The organism is Variovorax sp. CCNWLW186, assembly GCF_037203865.1.
GTDB lineage: Bacteria > Pseudomonadota > Gammaproteobacteria > Burkholderiales > Burkholderiaceae_C > Variovorax.
In genome coordinates this window covers 181,232-198,831 of sequence record NZ_JBBCBO010000003.1, presented here as the reverse complement: position 1 = coordinate 198,831, position 17,600 = coordinate 181,232, and the positions used below count along the sequence as shown (strand labels likewise).

Below are 17,600 nucleotides of genomic sequence, written 5' to 3'. Positions count from 1 at the left end.
TTGCGCACGATACCGGCGCCGGAATGCATGCGCCGGCGGCGGGCTTGAGAACCCGCCTCGCGTTCTACTGCACCGTGCGTGTGCCGGCGGATGCCATGTCGGTGCCCGCCGGCCACACAAATGCCACCTTGGCGGGCGCACCCGGCAGGACGTGCAGCGTTTGCTTGAGCGTGTTTCCAAGCAAGCGAGCCTCCACTTCGTAGGTGCCGGGGTCGAGCCGCGCCACCATGAACGGGCCGCCCGACACCACGTTGTCGATCAGCGCCGTACCCCGGTTGTCGCGCACCGTGACGTGAACGTCGGCCGCGAACTCGGCGCCCTTGTGGTCCTTGATGGCGAATTCGAAAGTGGCCGGCCAGCGCGGCGCCACGGTTTCCATCAGCTTGGCTTCGTCGCTGCCGATGCCGCCGCTCATGTATTCGATGCCGTTGGTCATGTGGATCGGCGGGTTGACCGTCGCATGCGCCGGAGAAAGCGCCGCGAGAAGAACGGCGCCGCACAGCGCGGCGGCCGCAAGAGGCCGCATGCGAGATGAAATCAGGGTACTCATGGTCTGAATCCTTTCTTCCTTGTCTGCGTGGCGGAAGGCCACGGCGCCACTGTGCGGCGCACGGCTTAGACAAGGCTTAACAGGAAGGACCGGCGTCTGCCCCGGACCGAGGCCGGGGAGAAAACCCCCGGCTAGCGGGCGGCGGAGGTCTGCGCGAGCGCCTGCGTTTGCGGTGCGGGCGGCAGCACCGAGGCCATGTCGAAATTCGAAGGCCACATGAAGACCGCGCGGGACGGCACGCCGGCAATCACGGTGAGCGTCTGCGTGATCGTCAGGCCGCCGAGCGTCACGTTCACGTCGTATGCGCCGGGATCGAGCCGGGCCAGCATGTAAGGGCCGTTCGACTGCGCCTCCATCACGGGGCGGCCCGTGTACTTTTCGCGCACCTGAACCGCGGCCCGCACCGGGAAATTGCTCTTTTGCGTGCTGTCGTTGATGCCGAACTCGATGGTCGCCGCCCACCGGGGCGACACCATCTGCATGAACGACGCCTCGGCCTTGCTCGTGCCCCCGCACATGTATTCGACGCCTTGCGCCATCTGTATGGGCGGGTTCGAGAACGCATGGGCCGATGTGGCCATGGCCCCCAAGAATGCTGCTGTGCCGCCCAGTACCAACGCAGCCATCGGCTGCCGGAGACGCAAAAGGTTCATTGCTTCGATGTCCTCGATCATGGGTGACGTGAATCCGTCGAGGATTTTGCTTAGCAAGAGTCGGGCTAGATATAGCGTTTACGAGGAACGATCCTCGCGAAAGTATTGAACGCTATTGTTTTAATAGCTCGTGACGCCTGTATGACGGGCCGTGCGGCCGCTTTCGGTCTTCCTCTATGTGAAAACCCTGACAAACAACGCCGTACGCCCGATTCGGCGCGTTGCACGTGACCCGCGCCTACACCGGTGCATCGCCTCGCTTGATATGAAGAAGTTCGTACAGAAAAGGAGCTTCCAATGAACATCGGATCCAAGATCGAGGCAGTCAAGAAGATGGATGCGCAGCGGCCGGACTTCCCGGGCGAGCACCTCGCGGTTCTAGGCGCGGGCGTCCTGCTGCTGCTGACCGCCGGACGCAGCCGGTCGCTCGTGCGCCGGGTACTGGCGGGTGCAGCGGGCGGTGCATTGGTTGGCCGCGCTGCCAGTGGTACCGGCGGGCTGGCTCGGGTCGCGCGCTTGATGCAAGGCGGCTGGGGTGTGCGCCGGCCAATGCGCATGCCGTAAAGGGAGAGCGCCGGCGGATTGCCGGCGCAATCCGCTGTGGGTGAAAGGGAAGGCAGCCCCGGAAACCCGAACGGTAAATTATTGAAGCCGAGGCATTGAATTTAGTTCAATGTTAAACATGTTGCCTGAACTAAAAATCACGGCGAATTTCGGTATTTCAATCTGATCGGCATCGTGAACGATCTCTCGAAATCGATTCAAAAAAAATCACCTGAAGAGCAAGCCCGCGCCGGCAGTGCCCAAGCGAATCTAGACTCGCTCGAGCGTCAAATTCAATACGCCCTTCGCGCCGCTTTTGTGGCTTTCTGAGACAGTTCAGAGCCGGCCACAATCCCGTTTGTCGGCTGCGCTCGGTGGGAGACTTTTCTGGTGAGAATCAGCCGACGTACGTTCAATGCAGCGGGATCCATTTTTTCAATTTTGAGCGCCGCAGGTTGTGGCGGAGGCGGTAGTGGAGGTGGGGGTGGAAGTGGCAATGGCGCCTGGCCCGCCGCACCGTCATTCGCCTCTGGCGCCGAGACATCGGGACTCGTTTCCGTCAACGGAAAAAACCTTTACCACGTGAGCGTGGGAAAGGGAATTCCGGTTGTCTTTCTGCACGGCGGTCTGGGGTTGAGTCAAGAGTACTTTCGCCCTTTCATCGATCCACTTGCCGACAATGCCCGGCTCATCTGCTATGACCAACTGGGGCAGGGCAAATCGGACCGGCCGACCAGCTATGACGAGCTGAGTTTCGAACGCCTGAGCTCCGATTGCGATGCATTGACCCGAGCGCTTGGCATCGAAAAATTCGTTCTTGTTGGTCATTCCTACGGGGGATTTGTCGCACTCGACTTTGCGCTCCGTTTTCCCCACCGCCTGGCAGGCCTGGTGCTGTCATGCACCGCGCCGGATAACGCTTCTTTCGTCCAGCGCAATCCATTGGGCGGAACGCCTGCTCAGCAGGCAGCGCTAGGTCAGTTGCTGCTGGCTCCGGCAAGCAGTGATGAGGATCTTCGTAAAAAATGGACCGAGGCAGCGCCTTTGTATTACAACAATGCGAACCCGCCCGCCGGGGTTATTGCAGATGTCGACCAAAGGACGATCTACTCCGCCGGGGCATTCAATCGTGGCAATCAGCTCCTGGCCAGCTACAACCTTGTTTCGCGCTTGCCGTCGATCAATGTACCTACCGCCGTCCACTACGGCGCTGGCGATCTCTGGCGTTTTGGCGACGATGAGAAGCTGGCAAAGAATATCCCGGGAGCGACCCTGAAGTACTTCGCCAACAGCGGGCATTGGCCGTTTCAGGAAGAGCCCGCGGAGTTCATTCGCTATATGAGAAGTTTTATTGGTAGCCTCCCGGGCTGAGCGGCAAAACAATTCTGAACCCGCGAAAGGGAGTCGTGGCTTTAAGCTTCTTTGTTAACAATTCAATGGCTTGCTGAAATTGTTAACAAAGTTGTACGGATGGTCGAAAATTAAACGGCACTTCCAGCCATCTTTTTTTAAGGGAGTGGCACATTGCCGAGCGAACTTTTGTACTGCCTGGCCACGAAATCGTGAAAAATTCCCTTATGAGAAATCTTGTTTGCCAGAATGTAATCAAAATCCCGGGTTTGTGAATTAGTGCCTTTGGGCTATCCCTCCCCTGCCAATAGTCTCCACGCCTGCCGCAAAAGTCGGCGTGTCAGAGCAGTGGGTTGGCGGAAATGGTTTCCGATTGACCGCATCGCTTGGACTTTTTTGGAGCGAGGGTCAGAGGATGAACCGGTCATTTAGAAGCATCTGGAATGAGGCGCTCGGCGCCTGGGTAGCGGCCAGCGAGGTTTGCAGTGCGCGCGGCAAGAAGTCTTCGAGCGCTACGCTCGGCGCAGTGGTGCTGGCCACGGCGGCCTTCGGCGGCGCATCGTCCGCTTGGGCGGCCAACGAGTGCGGAGCCGTCGCCGTTGGTGGAACCGTCATCTGCAACGGTGACGGAACGCCGGTGGGGGACGCGAACCCGAACACCACGGGCATCGCATATGGCACCGACGGCATCACTGTCATCCTGGACGGCACCGCGGCACCCTTCACCATTGCGCCGGTCACTGCGCCGATAACCGCCAATGCTGTCTATTCGGGCGGTAGCGGCACAGGCAATCGACTGGTCGAAGTCAACGGCCCCGCCACGATCAATCTGACCACCCCGGCGGGCAATCCTGTGTCCGGTGCAGCCTGGGCTGTGCTGGCCAACTCACTCTCAAGCGGCGCTGGCGGTGATGCGACCATCGTCATCAATGGTGCGAACATCACCAGCAAAGGCGAGAACGCCATGGGCGTCGCCACCAGCGTCGTGGGTAGCGGCAATGCAACCTCGATCCTCAACAGCGGTTCCATCTCCACCACTGGCACGCAAGGCTCAGGGGTCGGTCTGCTTGCAGAAACGCACGGTATCGGCACAGCGACGGTCACGGTGAACGGTGGTTCGATCAATACCGGCACTGCGGCGGGCGGGTCGCACGCGGCTTACGCCTTGGCGTGGGGCAATGGCGATGCCGTGGCCACCATGACGGGTGGTGCTGGCACCACACAGGCCTTGAACAACTCGGTCGTTGTGGCCCAGACACTGGGCTCCGGCAATGCTTACGCCACCATGTCTGGCGGCACTGCGACAACAAACGCCGCCAGCGCGAGCGTCGTCGCTGTCGTCACCGGAACCGGCAACGCGATTGCCAGCCAGACGGGAGGGGCATTGATCGGCAACGGAGCGGGTGGGGGCGGGCTGGCCGCGAGCAATTCGGGTACTGGCCCGGGTTTCGCGAACGCGTCGATGACGGGTGGCAGCATCGTGATGCAGGGCGCCGGCGGCTACGGCATCCTGGCCCGTAACAGGGGCACGGGCGCGGCAACGGCAAGCATGGACGCCGCAGCTTCGACGATCACCACGTTGCAAGCCGGTACCTACGGGATCTATTCCGCGATCACAAACGCGACCAATACGGCCACCGCCACCACCGCGCTCTTGAACGGCAGCGTCAGCACCGCAGGCGCCGGCGCGCACGGCCTGTACAGCCAGACCGACGGCACCGGGCTGGCTCAGGTCGCTATGGCGGCGGGCACTGTGACGGCCACAGGCCTCAATGCCGACGGCCTGCGCGCCGCCTCCGCTGGGGGCACCTACCAGGTCGACGCCACGGGCGGCAGCGTGACCAGCGGCAGCGGCACCGCCGCCGCCATCCACACGCTGGCGGCAGCAGGCGGCACCGTCAACATCGGCGCGGCCGCAGTGGTCAATGGCGCCGCCTCCGGCATCGGCATCCGCGACGGCGACGCGGCCGGTACCGGCACCGACACCCTCGGCGGCAACGCCATCGTCACCACCGCCGGCACCGTCACCGGCGACGCCATCCTGGGCCTGGGCAACGACAGCCTGGCGCTCACCGGCGGCAGCTTCAGCGGCAACATCTACGGCGACGACCGCACCGCCAGCGCGGCCGACGGCAACGACACCTTCACCTGGACCGGCGGCACCCTGGCGGGCGGCTTCTACGGCCAGAACGGCTCGGACACCGCCCTGGTGTCCGCCGCCGGCTACAACGGCAGCACCATCCTGGACGGCGGCGACGACGTCTCGGCCGCCGACGGCTGGGTCGACAAGCTCACCCTGCAAGGCGTGACCGCCACCGCCGGCGGCGACACCCTGCGCAACTGGGAAACCATCACCCTGGACAACACCCGCCTGACCCTGGCCGGCGCGCCGCTGGCCGTGGGCAGCGGCACCGACGCCAGCGGCGCCCCGATGGGCCTGTTCATCCAGCCCACCAGCAGCGTGTTCATGGGCCAGCCGGCCTTCACCCTCACCGGCGACCTGCACAACGCGGGCCTGCTGGACCTGCGCAACCCCACCGGCACCCCCGGCAACGCGCTCACCGTCAACGGCAACTACGCCGGCACCAACGGCCTGGTGCGGATCAACACCGCCCTGGGCAGCGACGCCAGCGCCACCGACAAGCTGGTGGTCAACGGCAACACCAGCGGCACCACCCGCGTGCTGGTGGCCAACACCGGCGGCGCGGGCGCGGCCACCGTCAACGGCATTCAGGTGGTGCAGGTGTCCGGCACCTCTTCGGAAGGCAACTTCACCCTGGCCGCCCCCGTGCAGGCCGGCGCCTACGAGTACGGCCTGCACCGCGGCGGGCGCACCGACGGCGACGCCAACAGCTTCTACCTGAGCAGCGTCTACCAAACGCCGGTACCCATTCCGGTGCCGGTGCCCGGCGTCCCGAGCCCTGCGCCCGCACCGGTCCCCGCCCCCGAGGTGCTGCGCCCTGCCGTGCCCGGCTACGTGATGGGCCAGGTCGCCACCCAGGAACTGGGCCTGGGCCTCTTGGGCACGCTGCACCAGCGCGTGGGCGAGCAGCAGACCCTCAAGTGGGACCACTGCGGCTGCGACGACAAGGCCCCCGCCGACCAGGCGTGGATGCGCCTGCACGCGCAGCGCCTGGACCTGGACGGCAAGCGCCAGTTCGGCTTCGAGCAGGAGATGCAGTTTCTGCAGCTGGGCAAGGACCTGGCCGTGCGCTACAGCGGCGACGCCGGCGACAAGTCGCGCAGCCACACCGGCCTGAGCGTGGGCTATGGCCGCACCAGCACCAACTTCAACGACCGCCGCCGCGGCGAGGCGGGCATGGGCTACGACACCGGCAAGATGAAGGGCCAGATGCTCACGCTGGGCGCGTACCACACGCGCTACGCCGACAACGGCAGCTACCTGGACCTGGTCGGCCAGCTGCATGCGGTGCAGAACAAGTACACCGACAAGTACGGCGGCGAGGGCACGCAAAAGGGCACCGGCGGCGGGCTGAGCGTGGAAGTGGGCCGCCCCTGGCAGATCGGCGACAGCCAGTGGCTGATTGAGCCGCAGGCGCAGCTGAGCTACCAGCTCACGCGCTACCGCGGCTTTGCGGACAACATCTCCACGGTGGACGGCTTCACCAGCCAGAGCCTGCGCGGTCGCCTGGGCGCGCGCCTGGCCTGGAACGACAAGGCCGAGCGCGGCGAGAAGCTCACGCGCACCAACACCTTCTATGTGACGGCCAACGTGCTGCACGAGTTCAAGGACCCCAAGGGCGTGACCATCGGCAACACCACGGTGAACGAGCAATGGGCCAAGCAGACCTGGGCCGAGCTGGGCGTGGGCGCGCAGCTGCCGCTGAGCAAGGCGGCCTACCTGTACGGCGGGGTGCAGTACCAGCGCTCGCTCAGCGGCAAGGGCCGCGAAGGCGTCTCGGGGCAGCTGGGCGTGAAGGTGGCGTGGTGAGCGCCGCCGCCACACGACCGGACCATGCACCACTGACCACAGGAAGGAATCCACACACCATGCAAACGAAGAACACACCGAAACGTCTGGCGCTGGGCGCCACGGCCCTGGCCGCGCTCACGATCCTCACGGGCTGCGGCAGCCTGCACGACGAGCGCTACAACTGGTGCCAGGGGCAGAACTGCGCGCTCACGCCGGTGGTGACGCCGGCGCCTGCGCCCACCCCGGCTCCGGTCCCGCCGACGACGCGGCGGGTGAACCTGAGCGCCGACACGCTGTTCCGGTTCGACCGCTCGGCCGCGGCGGACATGCTGCCGCAGGGCCGCGCCGAGTTGGACGCGCTGGCGCGTGCCTTGCAGAGCCCGGAGATGCAGGTGCAGAGCCTGACGATCACGGGGCACACGGACCGGCTGGGGGACGAGGCCTACAACGACCGGCTGGCGCTGCAGCGTGCGAACACGGTGCGCGACTACCTGAAGGCCGCGGGCGTGCGCGCGCCGATGGAGGTGCGCTCGATGGGCGAGCGCGAACCGGTGACGCGCGATTGCCAGGGGCTGCAGCGCTCGCCGCGCCTGGTGGCTTGCCTGCAGCCGGATCGGCGCGTGGTGGTAGATATCCTGGGGCAGGCGCAGGGGAAGTAATCCTCAGTCCCCGGTAGAGACCACGAAGAACGCCAGGCTGCACGCTGAGCCTGGCGTAAAAAAGCGCCCAGCAATGCTGGGCGCTTTTTCTTTTGCCGCATCGGTTCGCGGCAGCCAAGTTGCTGCCCCGCTTCTTACACGTCGATGTTCGCAGCCCGCAGGGCGTTCTGCTCGATGAACTCGCGCCGCGGCTCCACCTCGTCGCCCATCAGCATCGTGAACACGCGGTCGGCCTCGATGGCGTCGTCGATCTGCACGCGCAGCAGGCGGCGCACGGTCGGGTCCATGGTGGTTTCCCACAGCTGTGCGGGGTTCATTTCGCCCAGGCCCTTGTAGCGCTGGCGCGAGGTGGCGTTTTCGGCCTGCCCGATGAGCCACTTCATCGCGATGCGGAAGTCGGCCACCTTTTCTTCCTTGGCGCGCTCGCCTTCGCCGCGTCGGACGATGGCGCCCTCGCTGCTCAGCAGGTTCCGGAAGGTGTTGGCGGCTTCGGCGAGCGCGGCGTAGTCGGCGCCGTGCACGAAGTCCTGCGTGAGCACGCTGCTCTTGATGTTGCCGTGGTGGCGGCGGCTGATGCGCAGCAGCGGCTTGTCGGTGCGGGCGTCGAACTCGCTGCTCACCTCGGCCGGCACACCGGTGGTGTTGAGCTCGCGCAGCTTGGCCTGCAGCGCCACGGCCGAAGCCTCGGCCGCGGGCGTGGTGTCCAGGTCGAGCGCCACGCCGTCGGCAATGGCGCGCAGCGCCTCGGCATCCATGAAGTTGCGCAGGCGCGCGATGACGGCTTCGGCCAGCTGGTGCTTGCGCGCGAGCTCGGCCAGCGTGTCGCCGCTCAGGGTGGTCGAGTTGGGGCCGCCGGTCTCGATGCTCGCGTCCTTCAGCGCCACCTTCAGCAGAAAGGCGTCCAGCGCGGGGCCGTCCTTCAGGTATTGCTCTTCCTTGCCGACCTTCACCTTGTAGAGCGGCGGCTGGGCGATGTAGATGTGGCCGCGCTCGACCAGCTCGGGCATTTGCCGGTAGAAGAACGTGAGCAGCAGCGTACGGATGTGGGCGCCGTCGACGTCGGCGTCGGTCATGATGATGATGCGGTGGTAGCGCAGCTTGGCGACGTTGAAGTCGTCCGCCCCGCCGCCCGCGGTGGTGGCGCCGGCGCGGCCGATGCCGGTGCCGAGCGCGGTGATCATGGTGAGAATTTCGTTGCTGGTGAGCAGCTTCTCGTAGCGCGCTTTTTCCACGTTCAGGATCTTGCCGCGCAGCGGCAGGATGGCCTGGAACTTACGGTCGCGGCCCTGCTTGGCGGAGCCGCCTGCGGAGTCGCCCTCCACCAGGTAGACCTCGCACAGCGCCGGGTCCTTTTCCTGGCAGTCGGCCAGCTTGCCGGGCAGGCCCATGCCGTCGAGTACGCCCTTGCGGCGCGTCATTTCGCGGGCCTTGCGCGCAGCTTCGCGGGCGCGGGCGGCCTCGATGATCTTGCCGCAGATGATCTTCGCGTCGTTCGGGCGCTCCTGCAGGTAGTCGGTCAGCAGCCGCCCGACGATGTCTTCGACCGGCGCACGCACTTCGCTGGACACCAGCTTGTCCTTGGTCTGGCTCGAGAACTTGGGCTCAGGCACCTTCACGCTCAGCACGCAGCACAGGCCTTCGCGCATGTCGTCGCCGGTGACTTCGACCTTGGCCTTCTTGGCCAGCTCGTTCTCTTCGATGTACTTGTTGATGACGCGAGTCATCGCGGCGCGCAGGCCCGTGAGGTGGGTGCCGCCGTCACGCTGGGGAATGTTGTTGGTGAAGCACAGCACCTGCTCGTTGTAGCCGCTGTTCCACTGCATGGCCACTTCAACGCCGATGTGCGTGCCGGGAATGCCGCCGTAGGTGTCGGCCGGCTTTTCGCCCGCTGCATAGAACGAGTTCGGATGCAGGACGGTCTTGCCCTTGTTGATGAATTCGACAAAGCCGCGCACGCCGCCGGCGCCCGAGAAGTCGTCTTCCTTGCCGGTGCGCTCGTCCTTCAGGCGGATGCGCACGCCGTTGTTCAGAAAGCTCAGTTCGCGCAGGCGCTTGGAGAGGATTTCGTAGTGGAAATCGTTGTTCTCCTTGAAGATTTCCGTGTCGGGCAGAAAGTGCACCTCGGTGCCGCGCTTGTCCGTGTCGCCGATGATCTTCATGGGCGAGACCTCGAAACCGTTCACGGTTTCGAGCAAACGGTTCTGCACGAAGCCGCGGCTGAATTCGAGTTCGTGGATCTTGCCCTCGCGGCGCACGACCAGGCGCAGCATCACGCTCAGCGCGTTCACGCAGCTCACACCCACGCCGTGCAGGCCGCCCGACACCTTGTAGCTGTTCTGGTTGAACTTGCCGCCGGCGTGCAGCTCGGTGAGCGCGATTTCAGCGGCCGAGCGCTTGGGCTCGTGCTTGTCGTCCATCTTCACGCCGGTCGGAATGCCGCGGCCGTTGTCGGTCACGGAAATGGAGTTGTCGCTGTGGATGGTCACGACGATGTCGTCGCAGTGGCCCGCCAGCGCTTCGTCGATGGAGTTGTCGACCACCTCGAACACCAGGTGGTGCAGGCCCGTGCCGTCGGAGGTGTCGCCGATGTACATGCCGGGGCGCTTGCGCACCGCCTCGAGCCCTTCGAGGATCGTGATCGAGCCTTCGCCGTAGCTGGTGTCGGCGGGCGTGATCTCGATCGGCACCGCACTCTCGATCTCGGGCGTGTAGACCGGTTCGGTGTGGGGCACTTCGGGCTTGTTTTCTTCTGCACTCATTCGGATATTCCTCTATCTCTCACGGCATTCACGGGATTTTTCGGGCCTTCGGGGCCTGCTTTTCCTGCCTCTTGAAAGCGCAAACCCGCGGAGGGCCGCGGGCTGTCTGCGCAAGGCGCTGTGTTTTCTGTCTTCTAGATCCGCATCGGCATCACGACATATTTGAAGGATGCGTTCTCGGGGATGGTCAAAAGGGCGGAGCTGTTGGAGTCGGCTAGGTCCAGCTTGACCATGTCCTGGCCCATGTTCGCGAGGGCGTCGATCAGGTAGGTCACGTTGAAGCCGATCTCGATGGCGTCGCCGCCGTAGTCGATGTCGAGCTCGTCCTGCGCTTCTTCCTGCTCGGCATTGTTGGACGCAATGCGCAGCGTGCCGGGCTCGATGTTCAGGCGCACGCCCTTGAACTTCTCGCTCGTCAGGATGGCGGTGCGCTGCAGGCTGGCCAACAGGGGCGCGCGGCCAAGCGTGACGCTGTTCTTGTGGTTCTTGGGAATCACGCGGTTGTAGTCGGGGAACTTGCCCTCGACCAGCTTGGTGACGAACTCCATGCCGCCGAAGCTGAACTTGGCCTGGTTGTTCGCAAACTGCATCTCGATGGCGCCTTCGGCGTCAGACAGCAGGCGCTGCATTTCGAGCACGGTCTTGCGCGGAAGAATCACTTCCTGGCGCGGCACCTCGACGTCGAGCGTGGCCGACGAAAACGCCAGGCGATGGCCGTCGGTGGCCACCAGGCTCAGCTGCTTGCCTTCGGCCACGAACAGGATGCCGTTCAGGTAGTAGCGGATGTCGTGCACGGCCATGGCAAAGGAAACCTGCGAGAGCAGGTCCTTCAGCGTCTTTTGCGGCACGCTGAACACAGGACCGAAATTGGCGGCTTCCTGCACCAGCGGAAAGTCCTCGGCCGGCAGCGACTGCAGCGTGAAACGGCTCTTGCCGCCCTTGAGCACCAGCTTGCTCGCGCTCGATTCGAGGCTCACGGTCTGGTCGGCCGGCATGGTGCGCAGGATGTCGATGAGCTTGCGCGCGCCGATGGTGGTGGTGAAGTTGCCTTCATCGCCGCCGAGCTCGGCCGTGGTGCGGATCTGGATCTCGAGGTCGCTGGTTGTGAGCTGCAGCTGGCCGCCGGTCTTGCGGATCAGCACGTTGGCCAGGATAGGCAGGGTATGGCGTCGCTCCACGATGCCCGCCACCGATTGCAGCGCGGCGAGGACTTTGTCTTGGGTTGCCTTCAAAACGATCATGTCTTCTTCCTCTTCTCTTATCTCTTTGAATCCGCTTGTAAGACGCCATTCTCCGCTGTTGCGGGTGGCTTTCTTGATGACATCCGGGGTCAGCCCTTGAGCGTTTGTTCGAGCACGTGGAGTTGCTGGTTCAGTTCGGTGAGCTGCTGGCGCTCGCCCGAGATCTTGCGCACCGCATGCAGCACCGTTGTGTGATCGCGCCCGCCGAAGAGCTCGCCGATTTCCGGCAAGCTCTTCTGGGTGAGTTCCTTGGCCAGGTACATCGCGATCTGCCGCGGCCGCGCAATGCTGGCCGGGCGTTTCTTGCTGTACATGTCGGCGACCTTGATCTTGTAATAGTCGGCCACCGTCTTCTGGATATTTTCGACCGAGATCTGCCGATTCTGGATCGACAGCAAGTCGCGCAGCGCCTCGCGCGCCAGGGCGATCGAGATTTCTTTCTGGTTGAAGCGTGAGTAAGCCAGGATCTTGCGCAGCGCGCCTTCGAGCTCGCGCACGTTGGAGCGCACGTTCTTGGCAACGAAGAAGGCCACTTCCTCGGGCATCTCGGCCGATTCGGCGCGCGCCTTGTTGATCAGGATGGCCACGCGCATTTCGAGTTCGGGCGGCTCGATGGCGACCGTGAGGCCCGAATCGAAGCGCGAAACCAGCCGCTCGTGAATGTCGGCGAGGCCCTTGGGATAGGTGTCGCTGGTCATCACGATGTGCGACTTCTTGGCCAGCAGGGCTTCGAACGCATTGAAGAATTCTTCCTGCGTGCGGTCCTTGTTGGCGAAGAACTGCACATCGTCGATCAGGAGCAGATCGAGCGAGTGATAGCGCTCCTTGAACTCGTCGAAGGTCTTGCGCTGATAGGCCTTGACCACATCCGAGACGAACTGCTCGGCATGGATGTAGAGAACTTTGGAATCGGGCCGGTCGGCGAGCAGGCGGTTACCCACAGCGTGCATCAGGTGGGTCTTGCCCAGGCCGACGCCGCCGTAGATGAACAGCGGGTTGTACAGGTGGCCCGGCATGCCGGCCACGTGCATGGCCGCGGCGCGCGCCATGCGGTTGGCCGTGCCCTCCACCAGCGTGTCGAAAGTCAGGCCCGAATTCAGGCGGTTCTTGAAGCCCGCCGCGGCCGGCTCCTCGCCCGGGCCGGCCATGTCGCGCGGCAGGTCGGTTTCTGCCATGACGGCAATGGGTGCAGAGCGTACGGGCGCTTCACGCGGAGCAAGCGCTAACTCAACTGCCACCGGCTGACCGTACATCTTCTCGGCCATGGCGGCGATCTTGCCGGCGTACTGGGCGCGGATCCAGTCGAGCTTGAAGCGGTTGGCAACGAACACCGTCATGCGCGAAAGGTCGTCGGTGACCTGCGCCGTCAGGGGTTTGATCCAGGTATTGAATTGCTGCTCGGACAGCTCCTGCGCGAGCTGGTCGACACAGGCCTGCCAGAGGCTTTCACCGATGCCGTCAGTCGACATGGGTGCTTGAAAAAGTGGTGCGTCCCTCGTCCATTTTTTGGTATATGTATTGTGGATATTCTCTGCTGCAAGGCGGCCCGCATTCTAACTTGTCAAAACCTTATCCACATCCCCCCGGGCACCATGCAAAGGCCCGCAAAGTTACTCGATGTTTGGTGTTGGGCCGAATGTTTGCGATAATTGCGGGTTTCCCTGAAAACCTCATTGCGTCTTTCGGGGGTCATCCGAAAAACGCTCCCAGCGCCCGCCTGCCCGATACAGCCTTTCCAGGCTTCGTCGGGCTCGGTGGATATCGGGGGAATCAGCAGGAAATCTCATCATGAAACGCACTTACCAAGCTTCCAAAGTCCGCCGCGCCCGTACCCACGGCTTTCTGGTCCGCATGAAGACCCGTGGCGGCCGCGCCGTCATCAACGCACGCCGCGCCAAGGGCCGCAAGCGCCTGGCCGTCTGACGGCAGTTCCTCTGCCGTTGCCAGCCGCCGACCCGCCAGCGCCAGCTTTCCCAGCCAGCGTTTCTGGCGTGTCTGGCCCGGCTTCCATGCAGCGGCTCAAGACCCGCGCGCAATTCCAGGCCGTCCTCGCAGGTGCCACCGTGGCGCGCACTGCTCATTTCGCATTGCATCGCTGCGCACTCGATTCAACATCGAGCGCGCAGCCCTTGTTCGCGTCCGACGATGTCTGGCTGGGCGCCATGGTGCCCAAGCGCTGGGCGCGCCGTGCCGTCACGCGCAACGCCATCAAGCGACAGATCTATACCGTGAGCGCCGCGCCCGACGTCGGCCTGCCTCGTGCGGCGCACGTGGTGCGGCTGCGCGCGGCGTTCGACCGCAAGGAATTCGTGAGCGCCAGCTCCGACAAGCTCAAGGCCGCGGTACGCGCCGAGCTTCAGCAACTGCTGGCGCGGGCCGCGCGCGCCCCTGCATCCTCGTCGTCATGAAGCGCCTGCTGATCGGCCTTGTGAAGGGCTACCGCCTGTTGCTGAGCCCGTGGCTCGGGCAGTCGTGCCGCTTCGAGCCGACCTGCTCCGTCTATTCGATAGAGGCGCTGGAAGTCCACGGCGCGCTCAAGGGCAGCTATCTCACCCTGCACCGCATCGTGCGCTGCCAGCCCTGGTGCCAGGGCGGGCACGATCCGGTTCCACCGAAATCACCGCGTCGCACTGACAAGTCAGGCTCGCTGTTTTCGTCTCTCCTTTCCTCCGACAAGAAGTCTTCGTCATGAACGATATACGCCGCACGATCCTGTGGGTGATTTTTGGTTTCTCGCTGGTGCTGCTGTGGGACCAATGGCAGGTCTTCAACGGCAACAAGCCGACTTTCCTGCCGTCGACCAAGCCGGCTGCCGTGGCCTCCGCTCCGGCGGGCAGCACGCCGGCGGCCAGCAACGGCGTACCGAGCGCATCCACGGCCGGTGGCAGCGCCGCCGCCGTGCCCACGCAGGCTGCGCCCGCCGCGCCGCGTGAGCGCGTCAACGTGACCACCGACCTCTTCAAGGCGGTGATCGACAGCGAAGGCGCCACGGTCAACTACCTCGAGCTGCTCAAGTTCGACGAAGCCGATCGCACCAAGCACGTGGTGCTGTTCGAGAACGACTCGCCCGCCACCCGCTACGTGGCGCAAACCGGCCTGCTGAGCCAGACCGGAGAAGCCTTTCCCAACCACCTGACGCCAATGACGCCGAAGGCGGGTCCGCGCGAAATGGCCGAGGGCCAGAACACGCTCGAAGTGAGCTTCGAAAGCGCCCCCTCGGGCGGCCTCAAGTACGTCAAGACCTATGTCTTCAAGCGCGGCGAATACACCGTCGGCGTGCGCCATGAAGTGGTCAACGTGAGCGACCAGCCGCGCGATGCGCAGCTCTACATGCAGCTGCTGCGCCACGGCACGGTGGCGGCAGGCACGATGTTCGGCACCAACACCTTCACCGGTCCGGCGGCCTACACCAACGAAAAGAAGTTCCACAAGCTCGACTTCAAGGACATTGCCAAGGGCAAGGTCGAGCCGCCGCCGCCCGCCAACGACGGCTGGATTGCGATGGTGCAGCATTACTTCGTGTCGGCGTGGCTCCTCAAGGGCGACCCGGCCAGCGAACAGCTCCGGCGCGAATTCCGCGTGAAGGACCTGGGCGACAACCTGTTCACCGTGGCCATGGTGGCCACGCTGCCGAAGATCGCCCCGGGCCAGACCCTGGTGGTCAACAGCGCGCTGTTCGCCGGCCCCGAAGAAGAAAAGAAGCTCGAAGCCATTGCACCGGGCCTCGACCTGGTCAAGGACTACGGCATCTTCGCGATCATTTCCAAGCCGCTGTACTGGCTGCTGAACCAGCTGCACGGCATCCTGGGCAATTGGGGCTGGGCCATCGTGGCGCTGGTAGTGCTGCTGAAGGCGGCCTTCTACTGGCTCAACGCCAAGGCCTACGCCAGCATGGCCAAGATGAAGGCCATCAACCCCAAGATCATGGAAATGCGCGAGCGGCTGAAGGACAAGCCGCAGGAAATGCAGCAGGAGATGATGCGCATCTACAAGACCGAGAAGGTCAACCCGATGGGCGGCTGCTTCCCGATCCTGATCCAGATCCCGGTGTTCATCGCGCTCTACTGGGTGCTGCTGTCGTCGGTCGAAATGCGCCATGCGCCGTGGATCGGCTGGATCACCGACCTCTCGGCACCCGATCCGTGGTACATCCTGCCGATCGTGATGACGCTGACCTCGCTGTTCCAGACCTGGCTCAACCCGACGCCGCCGGACCCGATGCAGGCCAAGCTGATGTGGATCATGCCGCTCGCGTTCAGCGTGATGTTCATCTTCTTCCCGGCCGGCCTGGTGCTGTACTGGATCACCAACAACGTGCTGTCGATCGCGCAGCAGTGGTTCATCAACAAGCGGCTGGGCGTGCTCGGCAAGTAAGCCGCAGCGGCTTCCGCCACTCCGCAAAGGGCCGCATTCGCGGCCCTTTTGCTTTTGCTGAAAGAATCGCGCTTCCATGACATTCGCCCGCACTACCGATCCCATCGTCGCCATAGCCACCGCCTCGGGGCGCGGGGCGGTGGGCATCGTGCGCGTTTCGGGCGCCCGGCTCGCGCCGCTGATCGAAGCGCTTTGCGGCCGGCCGCTCAAGCCGCGCGAAGCCACCTACCTGCCCTTCCGCGATGCGGCCGGCGAGCCGGTCGACCATGGCCTGGCCATCCACTTTCCCTCACCGCATTCGTTCACCGGCGAAGACGTGCTCGAACTGCAGGCGCACGGCGGAACGGTGGTGCTGCAACTGTTGCTGGCGCGCTGCCTCGAAGCCGCCGCCGAGCCCGACGCGGTCACCGGCCGGCCGCGGCTGCCCGGCCTGCGCGTGGCCGAGCCGGGCGAGTTCAGCCAGCGCGCCTTTCTCAACGGCAAGATCGACCTGGCCCAGGCCGAGGCCATTGCAGACCTGATCGACGCCAGCACCGAGGCGGCCGCGCGCAGCGCCGGCCGTTCGCTCTCGGGCGCCTTCTCGCGCGAGATCCATACGCTGCGCGATGCGTTGATCCACCTGCGCATGCTGGTCGAGGCGACGCTCGACTTTCCGGAAGAGGAAATCGACTTTCTTCAAAAGGCCGATGCGGCCGGGCAGCTGGTGAGATTGCAGGCGCAACTTGCGGCGGTGCAGCAGCGCGCGAAGCAAGGGGCGCTGCTGCGCGAAGGCATCAAGGTCGTGATTGCAGGCCAGCCCAATGCAGGCAAAAGTTCGCTGCTCAATGCACTCGCCGGTGCCGAACTGGCCATCGTGAGCGCGGTGGCAGGCACGACGCGCGACGTGGTCTCGCAAACCATCCAGATCCATGGGGTGCCGCTGCATGTGGCCGACACCGCGGGCCTGCGCGAGAGCAGCGACGAGGTCGAGCAGATCGGCGTTGCGCGCGCGTGGGGCCAGATCGAGAGCGCCGACGCCGTGCTCTTTCTGCACGACCTGACGCGCTCTAGCCATGCCGACTACGCCGCCGCCGACGCAGAGATCCTGCGCGGCCTGCGGCAGAAGCTGCCCGCGAGCGTGCCGGTGCTCGATGTATGGAACAAGCAGGACGCCGCGCCCACAACCGCTATACCTGCGTCGGCCCAGGGCATTGCCCTTTCCGCCAAGACCGGCCTCGGCATCGAAGCGCTGCGCGAACAACTGCTTGCCATGGCGGGTTGGCAGTCGGTGCCCGAGGGCGTCTACCTCGCGCGCGCGCGCCATGTGCAGGCGCTGGGCCGCGTCCGAACCCACCTGGAGTTGGCTGCAAGCCACTTGGCTGCACAAGCCCAACTGCTCGATCTGCTGGCCGAAGAGTTGCGCCTGGCGCAGAACGCACTGAACGAAATCACCGGCGAATTCGGCGCGGACGACCTGCTGGGGGTCATCTTTTCGCGCTTCTGCATCGGCAAATAGCGACAGCCGCAACGAAAAACGTAAAGAGTTGTAGCCGAAACC

General features: G+C 64.5%; 15 protein-coding genes. 10 read left to right on the top strand and 5 right to left on the bottom strand.

All coding sequences use genetic code 11. The annotated features are described in order from the left end of the window. Positions 1-64 precede the first annotated feature (64 nt). Positions 65-550, bottom strand: a complete 486-nt coding sequence (locus V9K97_RS05170; RefSeq protein ID WP_337316734.1) for a hypothetical protein — start codon at positions 548-550, stop codon at positions 65-67. Positions 551-681: 131 nt separating this feature from the next. Beyond that, the gene (locus V9K97_RS05165; RefSeq protein ID WP_258503134.1) at positions 682-1,203 is read right to left on the bottom strand and encodes a hypothetical protein; all 522 of its coding nucleotides are present in this window, start codon (positions 1,201-1,203) and stop codon (positions 682-684) included. 297 nt (positions 1,204-1,500) lie between these two features. On the opposite strand from V9K97_RS05165, the gene V9K97_RS05160 reads away from it, so the two are divergent. The 5 genes from V9K97_RS05160 (at position 1,501) to V9K97_RS05140 (ending at position 7,689) form a co-directional block, all read left to right on the top strand. Then, positions 1,501-1,767, top strand: coding sequence for a hypothetical protein (locus V9K97_RS05160; protein ID WP_258503133.1), 267 nt, complete (start codon positions 1,501-1,503; stop codon positions 1,765-1,767). Between the two features lie 174 nt (positions 1,768-1,941). Then, a complete protein-coding gene (locus V9K97_RS05155; protein ID WP_337316731.1) occupies positions 1,942-2,076 on the top strand; it encodes a hypothetical protein in 135 nt (44 codons plus the stop codon). 60 nt (positions 2,077-2,136) lie between these two features. Then, a complete protein-coding gene (locus V9K97_RS05150; RefSeq protein ID WP_337316729.1) occupies positions 2,137-3,117 on the top strand; it encodes an alpha/beta fold hydrolase in 981 nt (326 codons plus the stop codon). 394 nt (positions 3,118-3,511) lie between these two features. After that, on the top strand, positions 3,512-7,048 hold the full coding sequence (locus V9K97_RS05145; protein ID WP_337316727.1) for an autotransporter outer membrane beta-barrel domain-containing protein: 3,537 nt from the start codon (positions 3,512-3,514) through the stop codon (positions 7,046-7,048). Between the two features lie 59 nt (positions 7,049-7,107). Further along, complete coding sequence (locus V9K97_RS05140; protein ID WP_337316725.1) at positions 7,108-7,689, top strand: OmpA family protein; 582 nt, start codon at positions 7,108-7,110, stop codon at positions 7,687-7,689. A 134-nt stretch (positions 7,690-7,823) separates the two neighbouring features. Here the strand turns inward: V9K97_RS05140 and gyrB are convergent, their stop codons facing one another. From gyrB to dnaA, 3 genes are all read right to left on the bottom strand, one after another. Beyond that, positions 7,824-10,448: a DNA topoisomerase (ATP-hydrolyzing) subunit B gene (gyrB, locus tag V9K97_RS05135; protein WP_258503127.1), complete on the bottom strand. Its 2,625-nt coding sequence runs from the start codon at positions 10,446-10,448 to the stop codon at positions 7,824-7,826. 134 nt (positions 10,449-10,582) lie between these two features. Continuing rightward, positions 10,583-11,689 (bottom strand): DNA polymerase III subunit beta, encoded by a 1,107-nt coding sequence (gene dnaN, locus V9K97_RS05130; RefSeq protein ID WP_157611122.1) that lies wholly within the window; start codon positions 11,687-11,689, stop codon positions 10,583-10,585. Between the two features lie 89 nt (positions 11,690-11,778). Beyond that, positions 11,779-13,158 carry a chromosomal replication initiator protein DnaA gene (gene dnaA / locus V9K97_RS05125; RefSeq protein WP_337316723.1) on the bottom strand — a complete coding sequence of 460 codons (1,380 nt, stop codon included), beginning with the start codon at positions 13,156-13,158 and terminating at the stop codon, positions 11,779-11,781. Between the two features lie 319 nt (positions 13,159-13,477). Here dnaA and rpmH point away from each other — a divergent pair, with 319 nt between their 5' ends. The 5 genes from rpmH to mnmE all read left to right on the top strand — a co-directional run bounded on the left by rpmH (position 13,478) and on the right by mnmE (position 17,558). Beyond that, positions 13,478-13,612 carry a 50S ribosomal protein L34 gene (gene rpmH / locus V9K97_RS05120; RefSeq protein ID WP_007834827.1) on the top strand — a complete coding sequence of 45 codons (135 nt, stop codon included), beginning with the start codon at positions 13,478-13,480 and terminating at the stop codon, positions 13,610-13,612. A gap of 86 nt (positions 13,613-13,698) precedes the next feature. Then, positions 13,699-14,097 (top strand): ribonuclease P protein component, encoded by a 399-nt coding sequence (locus tag V9K97_RS05115; protein ID WP_337309601.1) that lies wholly within the window; start codon positions 13,699-13,701, stop codon positions 14,095-14,097. Further along, positions 14,094-14,381: a membrane protein insertion efficiency factor YidD gene (gene yidD / locus V9K97_RS05110; RefSeq protein ID WP_337297316.1), complete on the top strand. Its 288-nt coding sequence runs from the start codon at positions 14,094-14,096 to the stop codon at positions 14,379-14,381. The genes V9K97_RS05115 and yidD overlap by 4 nt, the downstream gene beginning before the upstream one ends. Further along, positions 14,378-16,063, top strand: coding sequence for a membrane protein insertase YidC (gene yidC, locus V9K97_RS05105; RefSeq protein ID WP_258503119.1), 1,686 nt, complete (start codon positions 14,378-14,380; stop codon positions 16,061-16,063). The genes yidD and yidC overlap by 4 nt, the downstream gene beginning before the upstream one ends. A 76-nt stretch (positions 16,064-16,139) precedes the next feature. Next, the gene (gene mnmE, locus V9K97_RS05100) at positions 16,140-17,558 is read left to right on the top strand and encodes a tRNA uridine-5-carboxymethylaminomethyl(34) synthesis GTPase MnmE (RefSeq protein ID WP_337316721.1); all 1,419 of its coding nucleotides are present in this window, start codon (positions 16,140-16,142) and stop codon (positions 17,556-17,558) included. Positions 17,559-17,600 lie beyond the last annotated feature (42 nt).

Excerpts from the sequence above, each read along its gene's own strand:
- V9K97_RS05140 (WP_337316725.1), top strand. The coding sequence starts at position 7,108 with ATGCAAACGAAGAACACACCGAAACGTCTGGCGCTGGGCGCCACGGCC.
- mnmE (WP_337316721.1), top strand. The coding sequence starts at position 16,140 with ATGACATTCGCCCGCACTACCGATCCCATCGTCGCCATAGCCACCGCC.
- dnaA (WP_337316723.1), bottom strand. The coding sequence starts at position 13,158 with ATGTCGACTGACGGCATCGGTGAAAGCCTCTGGCAGGCCTGTGTCGAC.
- dnaN (WP_157611122.1), bottom strand. The coding sequence starts at position 11,689 with ATGATCGTTTTGAAGGCAACCCAAGACAAAGTCCTCGCCGCGCTGCAA.
- yidC (WP_258503119.1), top strand. The coding sequence starts at position 14,378 with ATGAACGATATACGCCGCACGATCCTGTGGGTGATTTTTGGTTTCTCG.
- V9K97_RS05165 (WP_258503134.1), bottom strand. The coding sequence starts at position 1,203 with ATGAACCTTTTGCGTCTCCGGCAGCCGATGGCTGCGTTGGTACTGGGC.
- V9K97_RS05160 (WP_258503133.1), top strand. The coding sequence starts at position 1,501 with ATGAACATCGGATCCAAGATCGAGGCAGTCAAGAAGATGGATGCGCAG.
- V9K97_RS05170 (WP_337316734.1), bottom strand. The coding sequence starts at position 550 with ATGAGTACCCTGATTTCATCTCGCATGCGGCCTCTTGCGGCCGCCGCG.
- V9K97_RS05145 (WP_337316727.1), top strand. The coding sequence starts at position 3,512 with ATGAACCGGTCATTTAGAAGCATCTGGAATGAGGCGCTCGGCGCCTGG.
- V9K97_RS05115 (WP_337309601.1), top strand. The coding sequence starts at position 13,699 with ATGCAGCGGCTCAAGACCCGCGCGCAATTCCAGGCCGTCCTCGCAGGT.
- yidD (WP_337297316.1), top strand. The coding sequence starts at position 14,094 with ATGAAGCGCCTGCTGATCGGCCTTGTGAAGGGCTACCGCCTGTTGCTG.
- gyrB (WP_258503127.1), bottom strand. The coding sequence starts at position 10,448 with ATGAGTGCAGAAGAAAACAAGCCCGAAGTGCCCCACACCGAACCGGTC.
- rpmH (WP_007834827.1), top strand. The coding sequence starts at position 13,478 with ATGAAACGCACTTACCAAGCTTCCAAAGTCCGCCGCGCCCGTACCCAC.